Source organism: Mesorhizobium sp. M0854, from assembly GCF_040319815.1.
Lineage (GTDB): Bacteria > Pseudomonadota > Alphaproteobacteria > Rhizobiales > Rhizobiaceae > Mesorhizobium.
In genome coordinates this window covers 205,838-225,533 of sequence record NZ_JAMYOL010000005.1, presented here as the reverse complement: position 1 = coordinate 225,533, position 19,696 = coordinate 205,838, and the positions used below count along the sequence as shown (strand labels likewise).

Sequence of the window (19,696 nt, the reverse complement as noted above, 5' to 3'; positions counted from 1 at the left end):
TTGTCAGCCGGGTTCGACGTCACGCTGCCCCGGTGCTGGCCATCGCTATCCAAGCCGCCATTGCCCCGGCCACCGTCGCCAGAAGAGCCGAGCGCGACGCGCCGTCGCGCGCCTGGATCGACATGCCGTGCTGCACGGTCGCGTAGAAGGTCGCGGCCGTACCGCAGTCGAAATCGGCCGGCAACTCTCCCTCGGCGACGCCACGCTCGAGGCGTCTCAGCAAGGCTTCGCGGTTTTCGGCGCGGCGACGGCGCAGATCATCGCAGATGGCGCCGCGGCTTGAATCCTGGTGCAATGCGCCGAGCGTGATAAGGCAGCCTTGCGGACGACCGGTCTGTGAATAGGCCCTGGCAGTCTGCCGCAGGAACCGCTCGACGGCCTCGCGCGCGGTCGGCGCCTTTTCCAGCGCGGACCAGATCTCGGTTCCCTCGACCCGCGTGTAAAGCTCGGTTGCCTCGAGAAACAGCGCTTCCTTGCTGGCGAAGGCGGCATAGAGGCTGGGTGAGTTGATGCCCATTGCAGCGGTCAGGTCACTTATCGACGCAGCCTCATAACCCTTGGCCCAAAACACTTCCATTGCGCGCCGCAAGGCGGCGGCTCGATCGAAGGTGCGGGGGCGGCCTCGTTCCGGCATGGCATTCTTTCTGTATTGATCGATACATAATTCCGTTGACGTGGTTCAGCAAGGCTGGCAGATATTTATGTATCAATCACTACAAAATGGAGAAGCAGATGTCATCCAGAAGCTTGAACGGCAAGGCCGCCCTCGTCACCGGCGGCAGCCGCGGCATTGGTGCGGCGATCGCAAGAAGGCTCGCGGCCGACGGGGCAGGCGTGGCGATCACCTATGTGAATGGCGAGGAAGGGGCGTGTGCGGTGGTCAGGGAAATCGAGGCGGCCGGCGGCCGGGCCTTTGCCATCAAGGCCGACAATCGCGATGCTGGGGCGATCGAGGCGGCAGTCGATGAGGCAGCAACAGCCTTCGGACGGCTCGACATCCTGGTCAACAGCGCCGGCATCTGGCGCGCTGCGCCGATCGATGCCCTGTCGCTTGCCGATTTCGACGAGACGATGGAGGTCAACCTCAGAGCCCCGTTCGTCGCCGCCAAGGCGGCAGCAGCGCATATGGGCGAGGGTGGCCGGATCATCTCGATCGGCAGCAATCTGGCCGAGCGTGCCACGGACGCCGGCCTGAGCGCCTATTCGGCCAGCAAGGCTGCCTTGGTTGGCCTGACCAAGGCCTTTGCACGCGATCTCGGTCCGCGCGGCATCACCGCCAATGTCGTCCATCCGGGGTCGACGGATACCGACATGAATCCGGCAGCCGGCCCGCACGCCGAGCATCAGCGTCAGAAGATGGCGATGCCTCGCTTCGGCACGGCCGACGAGATCGCCGGCATGGTCGCCTGGCTTGCCGGCCCCGAAGGGCGCTTCGTGACAGGCGCTGCATTGACCATCGACGGCGGCGCCAACGCTTGAGGTTTGGCTCACGGGCACTACCATTGGTCGGGAGCGACGGCGGATTCGCTCCCCCCGTCACGACGTTGTGAAACCGTTCTGCAACAGACGTTCCGAAATTTATGAAAGCTTAACGAAATCAGTATGAATCAGTGTAGTCACGCCTTACATCCGCCATGGGGTGGGCGAGACCGTGAAAGCGGTGCGGAACGGGATCCGGTTCAACCGGAGCGGGTGATCCATGAAAGTCCTTGGAAACAAAGCAACCGTGCTGCCGTTTGCGGTGGCCGCGGCAATGCTGGCCTTCGGGGCGCCGAAGGCTGAAGCGCAAGGGTTCTTCGACATGCTTTTCGGCGGCGGCGTCAAACACGCACCGCCGAAAAGTGACTTTCCGCCGCCACCGTCAAAATACAAGCCGAAGCCCAAGGCGCCGGCCGCTTCCGGTGGTGGTGCGCAAATCAGCAGCCCGTCCTATTATACCTACAAGAGCGATCCGCTGGTGCGCGTCGATTTTTCGGCACTGTCGGCAGCGCCTGAACCAGCAACGCCTCAGGACGCTGCTTTCGAGCCGGCGGCCACCGGGGCTGCATTCCGCGAAGCCATTGCCGGCCTCGACGGCTATGACCTCTACGCCGAGAAGGACATCGCCAAGGCGCTGATCGCCTATTACTCGGCCAATCCGGATTTCATCTGGGTGGCGGGAACCAGTCCCAGCAGCCGTGCCCAGGATGCCGTGCGGGTGCTGGGCGAGGCCGCGAGCTACGGCCTGACGCCCGCCGACTACACCGTCGAAGTTCCGGCAGCAGGCACATCGGCGGGCAATGTCGATGAACGCCTGAAAGAGCTGGTCCGCTTCGAGATGGCGCTGTCGGCGCGTGTCCTGCGCTACGCTCGTGACGCACAAAGCGGCCGCGTCGATCCCAACCGCATGACCGGCTACTACGATTTTCCGCCGAAGCCGCTCGACATGGAAGGGGTGCTGAAGACGCTGGCCCATACCCAGCAAGTGCGCACTTATCTCGAGTCACGGCATCCACAGAATTCCGAGTATCAGGCGCTGCGCGTCGAACTGGAAGCGCTCCAGGCCAGCGCCGAAGACGAAATCACCATCGATCCCGATCTGCTGTTGAAGCCGGGGCAGACCAGCCCCGAGCTGCCGAAGCTTTTGACAAAGATCGCGCGCAATCTCGATGACGAGATGGGCGGCGCCTATGGCGAGGTCCTGGCGAGGCTCGCTACCAGCGAGGTCTACGATCCGGAGCTGGTGCCGGTGATCAAGGCGGTGCAGAAACGGGCCGGCATGAAAGGCGACGGCGTCATCGGCCCGCGTACCGTTGCATCGTTGGCCGGAACGTCCAAGGCCGACAAAGTTCAGAAGGTTCGGGTTGCGCTCGAAGAGTTGCGATGGTTGCCTTCCGACCTTGGCAGCCCGCGCGTCTTCATCAACCAGCCGGCTTTCACCGCGAGCTATATCGATGATGGCGAGGAGAAGCTGAAGACCCGCGCCGTGGTTGGCAGGCCCACCAACCAGACTGCTTTCTTCTATGACCAGATAGAGCAGGTCGACTTCCATCCCTATTGGGGCGTGCCGCAGTCGATCCTGGTCAACGAGATGCTGCCGCGGCTGCGCCGGGATCCTGGCTATCTCGACCGCGCCGGCTACGAGGTGGTCGATGCCCGCGGCAAGCGCATTCCCTCGTCCTCGGTCAATTGGGGCGCCTACGGCGCAAAGATACCCTACGGCGTGCGCCAGCTGCCAAGCGAGGCCAATGCGCTGGGCGAGCTGAAGATACTGTTCCCCAACAAGCATGCAATCTACATGCACGATACGCCGCAGAAGTCGTTTTTCCAGCGCGACATGCGTGCGCTCAGCCATGGCTGCGTTCGCTTGCAGGATCCGCGCGGCATGGCCGCTGCCGTGCTCGGCACCTCGATCGACTACATCGAGGACAAACTGAAACACGGACATTCGACCGAGGACGTGACACGCAAGATCCCGGTCTATGTCGCCTATTTCACCGCGTGGCCGGACCTGTCCGGCAAGGTCGAATATTTCAACGACGTCTACGGCCGCGATACAAGGCTGCAGCAGGCGCTCGACAGCACGGAAGCGGTGCGTTCGCCGGCAAGCTGACGAATGCGGTTCTAGCGCTGAAACAGTGGGCGCCGGAAACCGGCATCGCGTCCGGCGATGAGCCAATAGACCAGGCCCGCGACAATGCCTGCGGCGGCAATGATGCCGATATCGGCCCAGCGCTCCGGGTTCGTGTCATCCGGTACACTGGGCCAGATCAAGGCGAAGCCGCCAACAGCGGCCGCCGCGCCGAAGACCATGTGCAGCCAAAAACTGCGCAGCGAGAAAAACTCGGCAATCAGTGCGAAGATCAGCGTCTGCAGGCCGGTCAGCACGATCGTCAGAAAATAGATGAACATGCCGAGCGGCGGCAACAGCAGCACCGCAATGGGGGTGACACCCATGACGTCGAAATAATTCGGCGCATTTGGCAGCGAACTCAGCCCGCCATAGATCGCCGCCACCGCGATCAGCCCAACCAGTACCGCTATGAAATAACCCGCGAGCATCATCAGAAAGCGTTTCAATACGTGCTTTACCGTCGCCATGCCCACCCCCGCGCGCAATGATAGCACCCAGTCAGCCATCAAAGTCATGTCTACGCAAGCGTGTGCCGAAGGCCGGGGGCCTTCGAGGCGCGCCATTTTTTAGAATCTGGACCGTTGGCGGCCAGCTTCATTTCGGCGCGGCTGTCACCGGATCATAGGTGATTTCAACTTTGGCCTTGTCGCTCGTGTAATAAATGACGGTGTAGCCATCGCTGTCCCAATCGATTTCCTTGATGTAGCGGAAGTCGTCGCGCTGCTCGACCTTGGCGATGATTTCCGACAGCTTCTTGGCATTCTGCGGCGGCACCGGATTTTCGTCCGCGGCAAAGGCCGATCCGCCGACAAGCAGCACGGCGGCCGCCAAAACAAGTCTGGACATGGCTTTCCCTCACATTTCGATGAGCAGAAACTCGTTTCCATGCAGGTTTGTTCCGGGATCGCGGAGCGTTGCGCTACAAGGAGGCGCCGGCCGTACCTGATTTATGGCCGCCGAAAGAAAGGCAGGTCGCTTAAAATCATGATGCGTCGCCTCAACATCGCGGCCATAATAGTGCCGGCGGTCATTCGGGGGGGCTACATGCAAATGCATCATGCCATCATATTTGTACTTTTCATATTTTCCATTCCGGCCATTTCGATGCCTGTCCAGAAAGCCGAGGCGCTGGAACCTGAACGCTATACGGTCTATTGCGCCGACGACCGCATCGAGGTTTCGTTCTGGGATATCGAGCAGATGAAGGTGCGGGCCGGCTCCAACGTTTGCCAGTTCCAGAGCTATACGAGCTACAGCAGCGCTTTGAATTTCGCCCAAAAGAATTTTGGCGGCGAGGGGGCGACCTGCAGCTGCTAGCCGCTCCGGCTTGGAATTGATTCAGGAAAGCAGATGGTGGGCGATGCAGGGATTGAACCTGCGACCCCACCCGTGTGAAGGGTGTGCTCTCCCGCTGAGCTAATCGCCCGCTCGTTGCCCGAGGGCCAAGCGCGCCGCGATATAAGGGAGGCCGGCCAGCTAAGTCAACCACTTGTCGGTCGGCATTTGGCGGTCCGCCCGATGACCGGCTTTCAGCCCTCTGCCGCGGCCATCAGTCTTTGTGCCAGATCGAGCGTCAGCGAATCGAAATGCGAGATTACCGCCGACGGCTCGAACTCTCGCACATGGCGGTCTGTGTAGCCGAAATCGACTGCCACCACCGGAATCCCGGCGGCTTTCGCCGTGTCGATGTCGGTCTGCGAATCACCGACCATCAGTGCACGGTGCGGGTCGCCACCGGCGCGCGCGATGGTCTGCGTGAGATGGCGCGGGTCGGGCTTGCGGAACGGAAAACTATCCTGACCGCAGATCGCCGCGAAATGCCCGGTCATACCGAGCGCCTCGATCAGCGCCACCGAATTGGCCTCGTATTTATTAGTGCAGATGGCCAGCAGGTAACCGGCTGCCTCGAACCGTGCGATCGCCTCGGGGACGCCAGGGTAGGGGCGCGATTTGCCGGGGATGTTAACGGTGTAATGGTCCAGAAACAGCTTGAGCAGGCGGTCGTGCTCCTCCACTGCCAGCGACCTGTGCTGCGCTGCGTGAGCACGCTCGATCATCACCCGGCCGCCATGGCCGACGAAGCGCTTGAAGCCGGCTTCGTCGACGGCCGCGAGCTGGCTGGCGGCAAGGCTGTGGTTGAGACTGTCGAGCAGGTCCGGCGCCGTGTCGATCAGCGTCCCGTCGAGGTCGAACACGATGATCGGTCGGGTCATGGCCTGTCCTGTGACGATTTGATTGCCGGCAGGCGATAACCGCTGCGGCCCGTTCAGGCAAGACGGCTTATCCACCGCGGGCAAGGTCCTTTGACCAGCCCGGCAAAAATGCTACGAGCGCCGAAACAAATCTCGGGACCCAGCATGGATGCGAGGCAATTGAAGGTTGAGGCCGCGCGGGCAGCGCTTGCCCATGTCACGGATGGCATGCGGCTCGGCATCGGCACCGGCACGACGGCGGACGAGTTCGTGCGGCTGCTCGCAGACAAGGTCGCCACCGGCCTGACTGTCATCGGCGTGCCGACCTCGGAGCGCACCGCCGTCCTTTGCACCGAGCTTGGTGTGCCGCTGTCCACCCTCGAGCAAACCCCCGAGCTCGACCTCACCATCGACGGCGCCGACGAGATCGATCCGGCGCTGACGTTGGTCAAGGGCGGCGGCGGTGCGCTGCTGCGCGAAAAGATCGTCGCGGCGGCCTCCGCCCGCATGATCGTCATCGCCGACAGCTCCAAGATGGTCGAGATGATCGGCCGTTTTCCGCTGCCCATCGAAGTCAACCGGTTTGGCCTGCGCGCCACCGAAATTGCGGTCGGCGCGGCGGCTGCAAACCTTGGCCTTTCCGGCCCTGTTACATTGAGGATGACGGGGAGCCAGCCATTTGTTACAGACGGCGGCCATTTTATCCTCGATGCATCTTTTGGCCGCATTCCGGATACAAGAGCGCTTTCGAATGCTCTCCACGCCATTCCGGGCGTGGTCGAGCATGGTCTTTTCATCGGGCTGGCATCAACGGCCATCATAGCCGGCGGCGACGGCATTCAAACCGTCCATGCCGCCCGAAAATCAGGGAGTTTTACCGATCATGATGTTGCATAACCGGGTTGGCCGCTTTTTTGCCATTCTGGCGGCCTCGGCCGTTTTCGCGTTTTCGTCGCCTGCGTTTTCGCAGGACGTCACCGATGCGCATTTGAAGGCGGCGCGCGCCGCCGTCGCGGCGATCCATGCGACGGATACGTTCGACAGCATCCTGCCGCAAGCAGCCGCGGCACTGGAGCAGCAGATGATCCAGAAGAACCCGGACATGCAGGAACTGATCGCCAAGACGATCAACGAGAAGGCGATGGCCTTGGCATCGCGCCGCGCCGACCTGGAAAAGGAAGCGGCGCTCGCCTATGCAAAGGTGTTCTCGGAAAAGGAACTCAATGAAATCGCCGCCTTCTACAATTCCGATTCCGGCAAGAAGCTGCTCGACAACGGCCCGATCGTGACGCGCGAACTGGTGAAGGCTGCCGAGATCTGGCAGAACGGCCTGGCTCGCGATCTCGCCCAGCAGGTCGGCGAGACCCTGGGTGCAGCGGCGAATGCCAAGGCGCCGGCTGCACCTGCCGACGGTACCGCTCCGGCCGATGGCGCAGCTCCCGCGGAAGCTACACCGAATTGATTGCGGACTTCCGAGCCGCCTGAACGCCACTGGACCAAAAGCCCGGCAAATCCGGGCTTTTCTTTTGATAGTCGGCAGCCTACCTGTCTCGGGGTTTGAGGGGCAAGGAGTTCAGGCATGGCCGGTTACGACTACGATCTTTTCGTCATCGGCGGCGGCTCCGGCGGGGTGAGGGCGGCGCGCGTCGCGGCCGCACTCGGCAAGCGTGTCGGCATTGCCGAGGAATACCGCTATGGCGGCACATGCGTGATCCGTGGCTGCGTGCCGAAGAAGCTCTATGTCTACGCCTCGCAATTCCCCGAGCATTTCGCCGACGCCGCCGGTTATGGCTGGACGGTGCCTGAGGCGCGTTTCGACTGGCAGACGCTGGTCGCCAACAAGGACCGCGAAATCAGCAGGCTGGAGGCCATCTACAAGAAGAACGTGCAGGGCGCCGGCGGCGAGGTCTTTCATTCGCGCGCCATCCTGGTCGATCGGCATGTGGTGCATCTTCTTGGTGAGGATCGCACCGTTACCGCCGACCAGATCCTGATCGCTACCGGCGGGCGACCGGCGCCGCATCCGGCATTGCCCGGCCATGAGCACTGCATCTTTTCCAACGAGGCCTTCGACCTCAAGGAACTGCCGAAGGCAATCATGATCGAGGGCGGCGGCTATATCGCCGTCGAATTCGCCAACATCTTTCACGGCCTCGGCGTCGACACGACGCTGGTCTACCGCGGCAAGGAGATCCTCAGCCGTTTCGACATGGACCTCAGACGTGTGCTGCACGAAACGATGGAAAAGAAGGGGATAAAAATCCTCTGCCACGCCGTGTCCGAGTGGGTCAGGAAGCGGCCTGACGGCCGGCTCGACGCGCTTGTCACCGGCGGCACGGTGCTGACGGTCGACCAGGTCATGCTCGCCATCGGCCGCATTCCCAATACCGAGAACATGGGCCTGGAAGGCGTCGGCATCGAGATGACCAAAACCGGGGCAATCCACGTCGACGAATACTCCCGCACCAACATCGACAACATCTGGGCAATCGGTGACGTCACGCATCGCGTGCAATTGACGCCGGTGGCAATCCACGAGGCGATGTGCTTCGTCGAGACCGCCTTCAAGGACAAGCCGACGGCGCCCGACCATGACACGATCGCTACCGCCGTCTTTTCGCAGCCCGAGATCGGTACGGTCGGCCTGTCGGAGGATGAGGCGGTAAAGCGCTTTTCGGATGTTGAAATCTACCGCGCCACCTTCCGGCCGATGCGGCACACACTTTCCGGCCGCGACGAAAAGATGCTGATGAAGCTGGTCGTCGACGGCGCCTCGAAAAAGGTCCTCGGCGCCCACATTCTCGGGCCGGATGCCGGCGAAATGGCGCAGCTTCTCGGCATACCGCTGAAGGCCGGCCTGACCAAGGATGATTTCGATCGCACCATGGCGGTGCATCCGACCGCCGCGGAAGAACTCGTCACCATGTACAAGCCGACTTACCGGGTGAGAGATGGTGAGCGCGTCTGACGCGATAACAACCCATCGCGGCAACGAAATTGCCGCGATGGAAGTGCGTGCGTTTTCTTACAGCAGCGTTCCGCGCAGGATCACCAGCGCAACCGAAAAATAAATCACCAAGCCGGTGACGTCGACCAGCGTGGCGACGAACGGAGCCGATGCGCTGGCCGGGTCGAAGCCGATGCGCTTCAGGGCGAAGGGCAGCATCGATCCAGACAGCGAGCCGAAGGTGACGATACCAACCAGCGTGGCGCCGATCGTCATTGCGATCAGCGGCCAGTGCGGGCCGTAGTCGTAGAAGCCGAGATACTGCCAGAGCGCGATGCGGCAGACGCCCACCACGCCAAGAATCGAGCCAAGCACCAGGCCGGTGGGCAGCTCGCGCAATGCCACCCGCCACCAGTCGCCAAGGCCGATCTCGCGCAGCGCTAGCGCCCGGATGACCAGCGAGGTCGCCTGCGAGCCGGAATTGCCGCCGGAGCTCATGATCAATGGAATAAATAGCGTCAGCACGATCGCCTTTTCCAGCTCGCCCTCGTAACTTTGCATCGCGTTGGCGGTCAGCATCTCGCTGATAAACAGCGCGCACAGCCAGCCGGCGCGTTTCTGGATCATCGCCAGAAAGCCCATCTTCATATAGGGCTCGTCGAGAGCCTCCATGCCGCCGAAACGATGCACATCCTCCGTCGTTTCGTCGATCATCGTGTCGATAATATCGTCGATGGTAACGATGCCGAGCAGTTTGCCGTTGTCCACGACCGGAACGGCGAGCAGATCATATTTCGAGATCAACTGAGCAACCTTTTCACTATCGGTCAGCGGTGAAACGGTGATAGGCGCACGATCCGGCGCGATTGCCATGATCAGCTCGTCGGGCCCGCCAGCGATCAGTCGACGCAGGCTGGTCGAGCGCAACAGGACATGCGTTTGCGGATCGACGATGTAGATCGCGTAGACGGTTTCGCGCGTCCGCTCCACCTTGCGGATATAATCCAGCGTGCGGGCCACGCTCCAGTCCGGCGGCACGCTGACATATTCGGTCGTCATGAGCGAGGCGGCGCTGCCTTCGGGATAGCCGAGAATGGCAAGCAGCGTCGCGCGCAGCGGTGGCGCCAGGCCACCAAGCAGTTCGGAACGAGCCGGCTCGTTCAGATCGCGCAGTATGTCGGCGGCGCGATCGACCGACATGGCGGCAAGCAGTCTGCCTGCCTTGATGCGGGGCAGCGCCTCGACCAGTTCGGATGCGCCGTCGAGTTCAGGCTGGTCGAAGATCTCCACCAGCCGCCCGAACGGCACTTCGCAAAGCAGCTCCGATGCCGTCTCGCGGGGCTCCTGGTTCAAGGCCTCGACGATGTCGGCGACGTGTTCGTTGGCAAGTACGCGAGCGATGGCGATGGCATCGCCGCCCGCGACAGGGGAAAACTCGTTCATGGCTCACTCCTTGCCGTCCGGCAGGACGTGAGCCTGTCAGGTCACGTCAAGCGGACGGCGGTTGCGTTCGACTGTGACTGTCGCCAGGCATGGCGCGGTGACCTTTCTGCTCGCGGGTTCGAGTTGAGATTCTGCAAGCCGGCGCAACATAGGAGCGCGCCTTGCCGAGTCAATCGCGAGAGCGGGTTAAAACGGCGGCAAACCGACTGGATCGCGAGACTGTGATCGGGCTACGTGGCTGGCTGGCTGGACGCTGGCAATGGTGCCGCAGCTATCTCTGCTTCAGCCGGCGGGGAAAGCGCAGCCACTTGTCCTCGGCCGGCCGCGTCGGCTGCGTGAGGATGGTGGTGAGCTCTACCGGCAAGCTCGGAACCAGCGGCTTCTTGGTGGCGACGCCGTCGGCGATCGCAACCACGCTGTGGTAGAATTCGGTGCCCGCGCGCGATCTCGGCGGCGTCGCCTCATGCATGATCGAGATCACGGTTGCATCAGGGCAATTGTCCTTGATCGCCTGGTGGAAGGCGATCCGTCCATCGGGGTCGAGCGCGCCGGTGGCTTCATCGAGGAACAGCAATCCCGGCTGCTGCAGCACGATGCGGGCGACAACCAGCTTCTGCTTCTGCCCACCCGAGAGAACCTGATCCCAGATCTTTCCTTCACGGCTCTCATCGGCCAGATGCTCGATGAAGTCGCCGAGACCGGCCTTGTGCAGGGCGGAGGCGACCTGGATGTCGACGTAATCATGCTCGGAACCTGGCAGGCAGACCAGTTGCTTCAGCGAGACCTGCTGCAGCTTCACCTCCTGGGCGGCGTAGAAACTCTTGACCCCTTCCGGGAAGACGATGGTGCCGCGGCCATAAGGCCACAGGCCGTTGATCGCCTTGACCAGCGAGGTCTTGCCACAGCCGGATTCGCCCTTGAGGAACGTCCACTCGCCACGCCGGAAGCGCAAGTTCGCGGCACTCAGGAAGGGCGTTGCATCCTCACCCTGATGCGCCAGTTCAAGCTTCTGGATGGTCAGGCCGAAGACCGGGTTCTGGCGGTCGTAGCGGAAGTCGGAGCGGCCGGTCTGCTGATAGAATTCCTGCGGGTGCTGGACGTTTTCGATCGCCTGCGCCAATTCAATGACGCGCAAGCTGTTGGCGCGCAAGGTGGCAAGACTTGGCATGACATGGATGAACCACGAACATTTGCTGATCAGCGCGTTGACCTGCTCGGAACCTGTTATGTAACCCTTGAGGTCGAGGCCGTTATGGATAAACGGCACAAGGCCAGGCCCGAAGGCGACAATTTTGGCACCGACAAAGTTATAGACCGATTCGAATCCCGAATAGATGGTGTTGACGATGTTGAACTTCGACCAAGTCCTATCGATGTCGAGATAGAGCCGGCTATGTATCGTCTTCTGCACGACTTCGCCTTGCGAGGCCGCCACATGAAAGCTGCGGCGCAATAACGTGATCAGTTCGCCCCGATAGCTGCCTTCAGCCTTCTGCATCCTGATGTTGAGCCACTCCAGCATTCCGCCGATTTTGACTGCGATCCAGGTGTTGAACGGCACGTAGAGAGCGACCGCCAGCAGAGCAAGCACGACACTCCCGTAGCTGCCGAGGAACTCGAGTCCTTTTACCTCCACAGAATTTGCCAACAAAGCTCCACCGACAAAGTAGAGCGAGGTAAAGACACTGAATACGCCCATGGCAAGCCCAATAGCGCCGCCTGTCATGTCCTTGATCGATTCCTGCACGCGCTGGTCGATGTTGTCGGGCGCTGCCGTGCCGGACGAGCCATGCTGGGCGTGGTAGTGTGAATGGTTGGGGTCGAGTAGCGCCGCATTGAAGCGGCTATCTAGCCAGCCGCGCCATTTGCGATGCAATGTCGCCGATACAAACTTGCATGTACTGGTAATGCCCATGTCCTTGAGCACAACCAGCAGCACGAGCAGGCCGGCATTGGTCAGCAGCGTTTTGAGCGGCGTGGTATTCGCGGCGTCGTGAAAAAAAGCGATTGAGGTATATAGTTCAGCCGCCGCCACGGTAAACCAGACGTCGGCTTTGCTGGAGAGCCCTGTCAGCAAGCCTATTACCAAGGTGAGCGTCCAGGCTTCCACCCACCGGTCCGAGAACCAGTAGGCCCGCATCAGTCCCCAGAAGCTGCGCATCGACGATACGGGCGTCAGGGGCGACGGCCTTGCGGCACCGCGGAGCCATTTTTCCGATATTGAATGTCGCGTTGGTCTATCGACCCGAATCACTATCCCGCCCAAACGATTTTTCTTTTGTTACGGACAGTAACACCAATTGATCATTTTCCATTAGCTTTTCACCAGTCGCAGGTGGCTTAGCTTGCCGGCCGTTGCAGTGGAGCAACAGAATGAATAATCACGGCGCTGTGCCGTCACGTTTCGAGGGGCGGAATACCAACGCAATTTCAAATAGTTACTTGCCTGCGCCCGAGCAAGTAGAGATCTTCCCCAAGGGAAGGTCTTCACACAGCTTTGTGAACATAGAAGCGCCTTCCAGCGGCCGATCTTCACAGCCTGAACCGCCTTCACGGCCAGCTCCGACCTCGTCGGCGACCAGAAAGTGACCGTATGATTCGTGGTTGAAGTCGCAATGTCAGGAACCCGTAATCTGCCAAGCAATGACTTCGCTGGCACTGTCCAGGATGCGGACCAACATCCATTAGACCGTGCTTTATTAGAGTACGAACAAAACTGCGTTTGACAATGATGCGCTGCGGATCGAACCTGCCGGACGCATCCAGGTTTGAACCGGGGGGAAGTTCTTCATGCTTGCACGGACATTGTTTGCGGCGATGCTCGCAACGTTCGCCTGGCTGCCGCAAACATATGCCGGCAGCCAGGCCGTTCCCGCAAACGCCGAGGGACAGATCGAGTTCAACACGCCGTCCGGCAATATTGGCTGCATCTACACGCCGAAGGGCGGCACCAGCACCTACGAGCCGCAGGATGGCGGACCGGAACTGAGTTGTTCGCGCGTCGAGCCCAGCTACGTCACGATCATCCTCGGCCCGAAAGGCCCGGCGACGCTGATCAAGAATCCGGGCGAGCAAGGCTGCTGCGGCGGCGTCACCAGGCTGGCCTACGGCAACAGGTGGAGCAAGGGGCCATTTTCCTGCCAGTCATCCACCAAGGGATTGACCTGCACCGGCAAGCATGGCCATGGCTTTTTCGTCAGCAAGGCCAAGGTGACCGTGAAATAGTCCGACTCAGTTCGCTGTTTCCAGTTCGCCGCGTGCCTTGGCCGCGGCGACCTGGCGGAGTGCATCGGCGAGCGTATCGGCGTCCTGGGCACCCATCACCGCATATTTGCCTTCAAGCAGAAAGCACGGCACACCCGATATGCCCATGCGCGAAGCGGTGGCGATTTCGGTGCGCACGGCCTCTACATCGGCGTCGGTCGGCAGAAGCGTTTCGACCACGGACGCATCCATGCCGGCCTCGCGGGCGGCTTCGATCAGCACGGCATGATCGCCGAGATTGGCGCCTTCCTCGAAATTCAGCTGGAACAGCCGGCGCACCAGCCGGTTCTGAATGGCCTCGCCGGCCGTGCCGGCCCAGCGAATGAGACGGTGCGCATCCAGCGTATTGGGCGCGACCTTGATGGCGTCGAATGCGAAGGAGATGCCTTCAGCCTCGCCCAGCGGTTCGATCCGGGCATGGATTTCGCGGATGCGTTGCTCGCTGCCGAATTTCGCCACCATATAGTCGCGGCGGTTCTTGCCTTCGAGCGGGATTGTTGGGTCGAGTTGGAAGGGCCGCCAGCGTATGTGAACGTCGATATCGACGGCGGCAATCGCCTTGTCGAGCCGTTTCTGGCCGATAAAGCACCAGGGACACACGACGTCGGAGACCACATCGACGGTAATCGAGCTCTCGTCGTTCATCTTGATCTCCTGTTGTGAAGAGGTCACTTCGGTTTGCGCCACCAGGTCGGCAACTGATAACCGTATATGGGCGTCTTTTGCGGATGTTCCAGATAGTTCCAATAAGCGAGCCATTGCTGGTTGTTGTGCTGCGTCGGCACCATGTAATTGCCGGAGATCAGCAGCCGGTCGAGAACGCGGACGGCCGCTACATAGTCCTCCTTCGAACGAGCTCTCAGCATCGCCTCGATCGCCGCATCCACTGCGGGGTCGGCGACACCCGCCAGGTTGAACGAGCCTTCGGCCTTGGCAGCAGCGGATCCCCACCGCCCGGTTTGCTCGATACCGGGCGACAGCGAGTTGTTGAAACCGGTCGAGCCGACCAGCACCTCGAAATCGAAACGCTGCTTGCGCGACTGGATCTGATCACCGTCGAGGCTGCGGATGCCGACATCGATGCCGAGCTTCTCAAGGGTGCGCTGATAGATAGCGGCAAGTCGCTCTTCGTCCTGCGAGGCGGTCAGGATCTCGAAACCGAACGGCTTTCCCTCGGGATCGAGCATTGCGCCGTCCTGCACCGTATAGCCCGCGCTCTTCAGCAGCTCGAATGCCGCCTTCAGCACCTTGCGATCCTGGCCGGAGCCGTCGGTAACGGGCGGCCTGTAGGTGCCGTCCATGACATCTGCGGGCACGCGGCCGGGGTAGGGGGCCAGCAGGGCCTTTTCCTTTTCGCTGGCCGGGTGGCCGAGCGCGGACAGCTCGGAATTCTGCCAAAAGCTCATCGTGCGCGTGTATTTGCCGCCGAACAGATTCTTGTTGGCCCATTCGAAATCGTAGAGCATGCCGAGCGCGCGCCGCACGACCGGATTGGAAAATTTCGGCAGCCGCGTGTTGAACAGGAAACCGTTGACCACCGGCGGAATGCCGGTATCGAAAGTTTCGGCGATGACCTCGCCCCTGTGGAAGGCCGGAAAATCGAGATCGCGCTCGCGTTTGACCGGGTCGCTGTCGTCGTCAATGGCGCAGATGCCTTTCTTGAACGCTTCCTGTTTGGCGTTGGCGTTGAGGAAATATTCGATGGTGATCTGGTCGTAATTGTCGAAGCCGCGCTTGGACGGCACGTCCTTGCCCCAATAGTCCGGATTGTGCTTGAACACGATGCGCTGACCGGGCACGACTTGCGCCACCGTGTAAGGCCCGCTGCCGATCACCGGCTTTAGCGTCGTCCTGTCGAAGGTGTCCTTGTTGAAGGCGTGTTTCGGGATGATCGGCGTCAGCGCAATGATCAAAGGAAATTCGCGGTCGGCCTTGTCGTTGAAGGTGAAGCGCACACTGCGGTCGCCGGTCTTTTCGAGCTTGGCAATCGCTTTCATTCGCTGGCTGTAAGGTGGGCGGCCCTTCTCGGTGAAGACGTCATAGGTAAACAACACGTCTTCCGGCGTCACCGGCTCGCCGTCCGACCATTTGGCGTTGGGATCGAGGTGGAATTCGATGCTCTTGCGCTCGGGATCCATGTCGGCGGTATCGGCGAGCAGGCCGTAGAGACTGAAGGCCTCGTCGTAGTTGCGCTGCATCAACGGCTCGAAGACAAGATTGCCAAAGGCTTGATCCATCATGCCGCGCGCGGTGGTGCGCAGGCTTCTCAGGATGAACGGATTGAGATTGTCGAAGCTGCCGACCACGCAATAGGTAATGCTGCCGCCTTTCGGCGCGTCGGGGTTGACGTAGTTGAAATGCTTATAGTCGGCCGGCAGCGCCGGCTCGCCCTGCATGGCAAGCGCGTGCTTCGGTTCCGACAGGGCCGGCTGCAGGGAAAGGCCGACAAACAACATTGCGGCGATCAGCCAAACGACAACGCGGCCCATGACCGTCTCCTTCCCGATTCGATGCGCAGCATACATGAGCCGGTCGTGCACCGGCCAACCCCTTGAGCCTATCCTTCGGCCAAGATTCGCGAGACCCGGGCTGGATTCGGCACCGCTTGCAGTGTAACACGCCGTCCGAAGTCATTCTGTTGCCTCATTTCGGCAACAGGTAGCTGGACCACACGGCATGAAAAAAGCCGGTTCCGGGATCATTTGAGAGGAATGCACGACATGACGAGCCTGAACAGCAACGCGTACCGCCTGTCGGTCATGGCCGCTGGCGTGGTCGGCATTCTGGGCGCCGGGATTCCCGCTGCTTCCGCGCAGCAGCAACAGCAGATTCCGCAAGGCTGGTTCAAGGCCTGCACCAAGCAGGAAGACGTCGACATCTGCAATGTCCAGAACATCACCACCGCCGGCAACGGCCAGCTCATCACCGGCGTCAGCCTGATCGAATTGAAGGGCAAGGTGAACCGCAAGGTGTTCCAGGTGACGGTTCCGACCGGCCGTCTCGTTCCTCCCGGCATCGGCCTCCAGATCGACGGCGGCAAGGCGCAGAAGCTCGACTATGTGATTTGTTTTCCGGATCGCTGCGTGGCGGAAGTGCCGCTGAGCGATCAGCTTGTCGCATCCTTCAAGAAGGGATCGGCGCTGACGCTCACCTCGGTCAATTTCCAGAACCAGCCGAACCCGATCAAGATTGCGCTGACCGGCTTCAGCGGCGCCTTCGACGGCCCGCCGCTGCAGCAGTCGGACATCGAGGACCGGCAGAAGAAGCTCCAGGAGTTCGTCGCCAAGAACAATCAGGACTTTGCCAAGAAGCTCAAGGAAGAGCAGGAAAAGGCGAAGGCCGCCAACTGATCGACGGGTTTTCGAACCAACAAAAAAGCGGGGGCTCATACCCCGCTTTTTTCGTTTGGACCGGCCGTTTGTCGCGTTCAGCCAAGTCTCAAACCAGTCCCAGCCCAGCCAGATCCCGGCTAAGTCAATGTCTCAATTGGTGCTTCGGCTCGTAGCGCCCGTCCGGCTTCTTGTCGAACATTTCACCAATCTGCGGATGCCGGACCGGTTCGCCCGACCGGTCCTCGAGTAAATTCTGCTCGGACACATAGGCGATGTATTCCGTTTCGGAATTCTCGGCGAGCAGATGATAGAAAGGCTGGTCCTTGCGCGGCCGCACGTCAGCGGGGATCGCCTCGTACCATTCGTCAGTATTGGCGAATTGCGGATCGACGTCGAAAATGACGCCGCGGAACGGAAACAGCCGGTGCCGAACCACCTGTCCGATCGAGAATTTGGCTGTCTTCATCGCACTCACCACTTGAACTTCTTGAACGCCACGCATCTCGGAACACGCAAGGAACGCTCCAGGACTTTAGATTCTTACGCACCGGTCCGGCAAAGATTGGCCCAGACCTTAAGGTCGACATCGTCATTATTTGGCGCAGACGCGGCGTCAATTCAATCCCGATCCCCTTGATGCCGGGTTGAGCATCGCGAGATGCGGATCAAGGGCGGTGGCCAAGATCGCTATCGCTCAGCCGGTTTTCGAAATCCGCCAAAAAACGCCGCAAAACCGCTGCCGGGTCGAAGACCCTCGCGCATGAAAAACGCCCGTAACGGCGCAAACCCCTCAAGCGCGCCCAGGCCAGCGCTGCGCACCAGCTGGGCCGGCAGCATGTCGGAAAGCAGCGACATGTTGAGCAGGTTGACCGCGCTGCTGCGCGCCAGAATGTCCGGCCGCCGCTTGAAATCATAGGCTGCAAGCGCCTTGGCGGCGCCCGGGTCCGAGCGGTTTCTGCTTGCGGCACCAATCAGGTCGTCGATGTCCCGGATGCCGAGATTGAGGCCTTGCGCGCCAATTGGGGGAAACACGTGGGCGGCTTCACCGACAAGTGCCACGCGGCGATGCGCAAACCGCCACGGGCTCACCGCTGAAAGTGGGTAGACCTGCCGGCCGGGCTCAACCGACACGCGGCCCAACATCGATTGCATTCGCTGTTCGACCCGCGTCGAAAGCTCGGCGTCGTCGAGTGCTGCAAGGTCCTTGGCGATATCGGGTTCGAGCACCCAGACAAGGCTGGACCGGTTGCCGGGCAGGGGAACCTGTGTGAACGGACCGGTCTCGGTGTGGAATTCGGTCGAAGTGAAGGCATGGTCGCTGCGGTGACCGAAATTGAGCACCAACGCCGCCTGCGGATAGGATCGGATCGAGGTGCGGATGCCGGCTGCCTCGCGGGCCTGCGACTGACGGCCATCGGCGGCAACTGCCAACGATGCCTCAACCTCGCTGCCGTCGGCGAGAACGGCATGGGCATGGTCGGCATCGAGGCGCCATGCCTCCACCATCGACTTTCGCCATTCGATGCCCGAATGCGCGACAGCCTCGGCTAGCGTGCGGTTGAGAACGCTGTTGGGCAAGTTCAGCCCGAATTGCTCTTCGTTGATCTCGCTGGCGCGAAAGGTCACTGTCGGGCTGCGGATCAGCCGGTTGGTTGCGTCAACGATACGCATCACCTTGAGCGGCGCTGCGTGCGGCCTGATTCCGTCGAAGATCCCTAGCCGTTCGAACATCTTCAGGGCAGGGTTCATCAAGGCTGTCGTCCGGCCGTCGGGGCCGGCTGCATCGGGTCCGACGAGCGTCACGGGAAAGCCCGCCTCGGCAAAGCCAAGCGCCGCGATCAGCCCCGCAGGGCCGCTGCCGGCGACCAGTATCCGTGCTGTTTCCCGATGGTTCAAATTCGGCTTCCGGATTGCGAAGTGAGGCCCGTCCGACCTGCTGGTCCATATAGGTCAGGTGATGCGGCTTGATCAACGCGGCGATTCGGCCCATTCGGTTGCCATGACCGGCCAACAAGACGATTTCAGCCACCTCGACGGCACCGGCCGCGCGATGGCGAGCGTTGCGCGCAGCCCTCGACTGACGGTGAGCGTCGTTGCCGGCATGGGCATCGCCCTTGCCTGGCTCCTTCTCGGCGCAATGGCAGTTCGTGGTGCCGTAAGCCGGCTCCCGGGCACCGATGCACCCGGCGACACGATGCTGGGGAACCTGCCGCAACTGCCGCTGCCGGATTTCCTTGCGCGTTTCTTCGCCCTTTGCCTTGCGCCGGCGCCGCTTCGCGCAAGCGTAGGCGCGCAAGGCGGGGCACTCACCGCGATGTGGCTGTTGATGGCCATCGCGACCATGCTGCCCTCCGCGGCGCCGATGATCCGCACCTATTGCGAGATCGCAGATACCGCCAGGATCAAGGGGGAACCCGTTGCCCATCCGCTGATCCTTATCGCTGGATATTTGAGTGTCTGGCTTGCCGCCTCGGCAATATTCGCTGCCCTGACGCTCGCAGTCCATGCATTCGTGTCATCCGGGCAGATGCTCGATCCGCTGCTTGGAATTGCCGGAGCAGCCGCGCTGTCGATCGCTGGTCTCTATCAGTTCAGCTGGCTGAAGGAAGCCTGTCTGGAGAAGTGCAGAAATCCGTTCTCGGTCCTGTTCGCCAACTGGAGCGCCAGGCCCATTCGCATTTTCCGGCTCGGTATGGGGCAGGGCCTGTGGTGCCTTGGATGCTGCTGGGCGCTGATGCTGGTAATGTTTGCCGTCGGTGTGATGAACGTGTTCTGGATGGCGCTGATCGGCTTGTTCAGCCTGGTCGAAAAACAGACGGCAGGCAATCTGCCGACGCGGTTGGGCGGTGCGATACTGCTTGTCTGGGCAGCCGCGCTACTAGTAGTCTCGGCATGAGGGGGGAGA

At 61.3% G+C, this 19,696-nt stretch carries 19 protein-coding genes and 1 tRNA gene; 9 read left to right on the top strand and 11 right to left on the bottom strand.

All coding sequences use genetic code 11. The features are described 5' to 3' along the window. Positions 1-19 precede the first annotated feature (19 nt). On the bottom strand, positions 20-634 hold the full coding sequence (locus NKH99_RS11700; protein WP_353014123.1) for a TetR/AcrR family transcriptional regulator: 615 nt from the start codon (positions 632-634) through the stop codon (positions 20-22). A gap of 98 nt (positions 635-732) precedes the next feature. Between NKH99_RS11700 and NKH99_RS11695 the strand changes: the two genes are divergently transcribed. Together NKH99_RS11695 and NKH99_RS11690 are read left to right on the top strand one after the other, a co-directional pair. Further along, entirely contained in the window at positions 733-1,479 is a 747-nt protein-coding gene (locus NKH99_RS11695; RefSeq protein ID WP_352815580.1) for a 3-oxoacyl-ACP reductase family protein, read from the top strand. 220 nt (positions 1,480-1,699) lie between these two features. Beyond that, positions 1,700-3,592, top strand: coding sequence for a L,D-transpeptidase family protein (locus NKH99_RS11690; RefSeq protein ID WP_353014121.1), 1,893 nt, complete (start codon positions 1,700-1,702; stop codon positions 3,590-3,592). Between the two features lie 11 nt (positions 3,593-3,603). Here the strand turns inward: NKH99_RS11690 and NKH99_RS11685 are convergent, their stop codons facing one another. Both NKH99_RS11685 and NKH99_RS11680 read right to left on the bottom strand, forming a co-directional pair. After that, positions 3,604-4,080 (bottom strand): hypothetical protein, encoded by a 477-nt coding sequence (locus NKH99_RS11685; RefSeq protein ID WP_352774143.1) that lies wholly within the window; start codon positions 4,078-4,080, stop codon positions 3,604-3,606. A gap of 127 nt (positions 4,081-4,207) precedes the next feature. Beyond that, positions 4,208-4,459 (bottom strand): PepSY domain-containing protein, encoded by a 252-nt coding sequence (locus tag NKH99_RS11680; RefSeq protein WP_023675031.1) that lies wholly within the window; start codon positions 4,457-4,459, stop codon positions 4,208-4,210. A gap of 258 nt (positions 4,460-4,717) precedes the next feature. On the opposite strand from NKH99_RS11680, the gene NKH99_RS11675 reads away from it, so the two are divergent. Beyond that, positions 4,718-4,930: a hypothetical protein gene (locus NKH99_RS11675; protein WP_023717618.1), complete on the top strand. Its 213-nt coding sequence runs from the start codon at positions 4,718-4,720 to the stop codon at positions 4,928-4,930. A 34-nt stretch (positions 4,931-4,964) separates the two neighbouring features. Here the strand turns inward: NKH99_RS11675 and NKH99_RS11670 are convergent. Together NKH99_RS11670 and NKH99_RS11665 are read right to left on the bottom strand one after the other, a co-directional pair. Next, positions 4,965-5,039, bottom strand: a tRNA-Val gene (locus NKH99_RS11670). Between the two features lie 103 nt (positions 5,040-5,142). Further along, on the bottom strand, positions 5,143-5,826 hold the full coding sequence (locus tag NKH99_RS11665; protein ID WP_353014119.1) for a phosphoglycolate phosphatase: 684 nt from the start codon (positions 5,824-5,826) through the stop codon (positions 5,143-5,145). Positions 5,827-5,970: 144 nt separating this feature from the next. On the opposite strand from NKH99_RS11665, the gene rpiA reads away from it, so the two are divergent. The 3 genes from rpiA to gor all read left to right on the top strand — a co-directional run bounded on the left by rpiA (position 5,971) and on the right by gor (position 8,773). After that, a complete protein-coding gene (gene rpiA, locus NKH99_RS11660) occupies positions 5,971-6,702 on the top strand; it encodes a ribose-5-phosphate isomerase RpiA (RefSeq protein WP_023675034.1) in 732 nt (243 codons plus the stop codon). Beyond that, a complete protein-coding gene (locus tag NKH99_RS11655) occupies positions 6,689-7,267 on the top strand; it encodes a DUF2059 domain-containing protein (protein ID WP_353014117.1) in 579 nt (192 codons plus the stop codon). The genes rpiA and NKH99_RS11655 overlap by 14 nt, the downstream gene beginning before the upstream one ends. 117 nt (positions 7,268-7,384) lie before the next feature. Continuing rightward, positions 7,385-8,773, top strand: coding sequence for a glutathione-disulfide reductase (gor, locus tag NKH99_RS11650; RefSeq protein ID WP_353014115.1), 1,389 nt, complete (start codon positions 7,385-7,387; stop codon positions 8,771-8,773). Positions 8,774-8,830: 57 nt separating this feature from the next. Here gor and mgtE read toward each other — a convergent pair whose 3' ends face one another. Continuing rightward, entirely contained in the window at positions 8,831-10,195 is a 1,365-nt protein-coding gene (gene mgtE, locus NKH99_RS11645) for a magnesium transporter (RefSeq protein WP_353014113.1), read from the bottom strand. Between the two features lie 271 nt (positions 10,196-10,466). Then, complete coding sequence (locus tag NKH99_RS11640) at positions 10,467-12,356, bottom strand: ABC transporter ATP-binding protein/permease (protein ID WP_353014111.1); 1,890 nt, start codon at positions 12,354-12,356, stop codon at positions 10,467-10,469. Between the two features lie 629 nt (positions 12,357-12,985). Here NKH99_RS11640 and NKH99_RS11635 point away from each other — a divergent pair. Continuing rightward, on the top strand, positions 12,986-13,420 hold the full coding sequence (locus NKH99_RS11635) for a hypothetical protein (protein WP_352448905.1): 435 nt from the start codon (positions 12,986-12,988) through the stop codon (positions 13,418-13,420). A gap of 6 nt (positions 13,421-13,426) precedes the next feature. Here the strand turns inward: NKH99_RS11635 and NKH99_RS11630 are convergent, their stop codons facing one another. Together NKH99_RS11630 and NKH99_RS11625 are read right to left on the bottom strand one after the other, a co-directional pair. Beyond that, complete coding sequence (locus tag NKH99_RS11630) at positions 13,427-14,104, bottom strand: DsbA family oxidoreductase (RefSeq protein ID WP_353014109.1); 678 nt, start codon at positions 14,102-14,104, stop codon at positions 13,427-13,429. A gap of 23 nt (positions 14,105-14,127) precedes the next feature. Next, on the bottom strand, positions 14,128-15,915 hold the full coding sequence (locus NKH99_RS11625; protein WP_502900035.1) for an extracellular solute-binding protein: 1,788 nt from the start codon (positions 15,913-15,915) through the stop codon (positions 14,128-14,130). 264 nt (positions 15,916-16,179) lie between these two features. Here NKH99_RS11625 and NKH99_RS11620 point away from each other — a divergent pair, with 264 nt between their 5' ends. After that, positions 16,180-16,809 (top strand): invasion associated locus B family protein, encoded by a 630-nt coding sequence (locus tag NKH99_RS11620; protein ID WP_352448908.1) that lies wholly within the window; start codon positions 16,180-16,182, stop codon positions 16,807-16,809. A 124-nt stretch (positions 16,810-16,933) separates the two neighbouring features. On the opposite strand, the gene hspQ is transcribed toward NKH99_RS11620, so the two are convergent. After that, positions 16,934-17,257 (bottom strand): heat shock protein HspQ, encoded by a 324-nt coding sequence (gene hspQ / locus NKH99_RS11615; RefSeq protein ID WP_023675043.1) that lies wholly within the window; start codon positions 17,255-17,257, stop codon positions 16,934-16,936. A 221-nt stretch (positions 17,258-17,478) separates the two neighbouring features. Then, a complete protein-coding gene (locus NKH99_RS11610) occupies positions 17,479-18,687 on the bottom strand; it encodes a UbiH/UbiF family hydroxylase (protein WP_353014105.1) in 1,209 nt (402 codons plus the stop codon). Between the two features lie 103 nt (positions 18,688-18,790). On the opposite strand from NKH99_RS11610, the gene NKH99_RS11605 reads away from it, so the two are divergent. After that, positions 18,791-19,687, top strand: a complete 897-nt coding sequence (locus NKH99_RS11605; RefSeq protein ID WP_353014103.1) for a DUF2182 domain-containing protein — start codon at positions 18,791-18,793, stop codon at positions 19,685-19,687. The last annotated feature ends 9 nt before the right edge of the window (positions 19,688-19,696 follow it).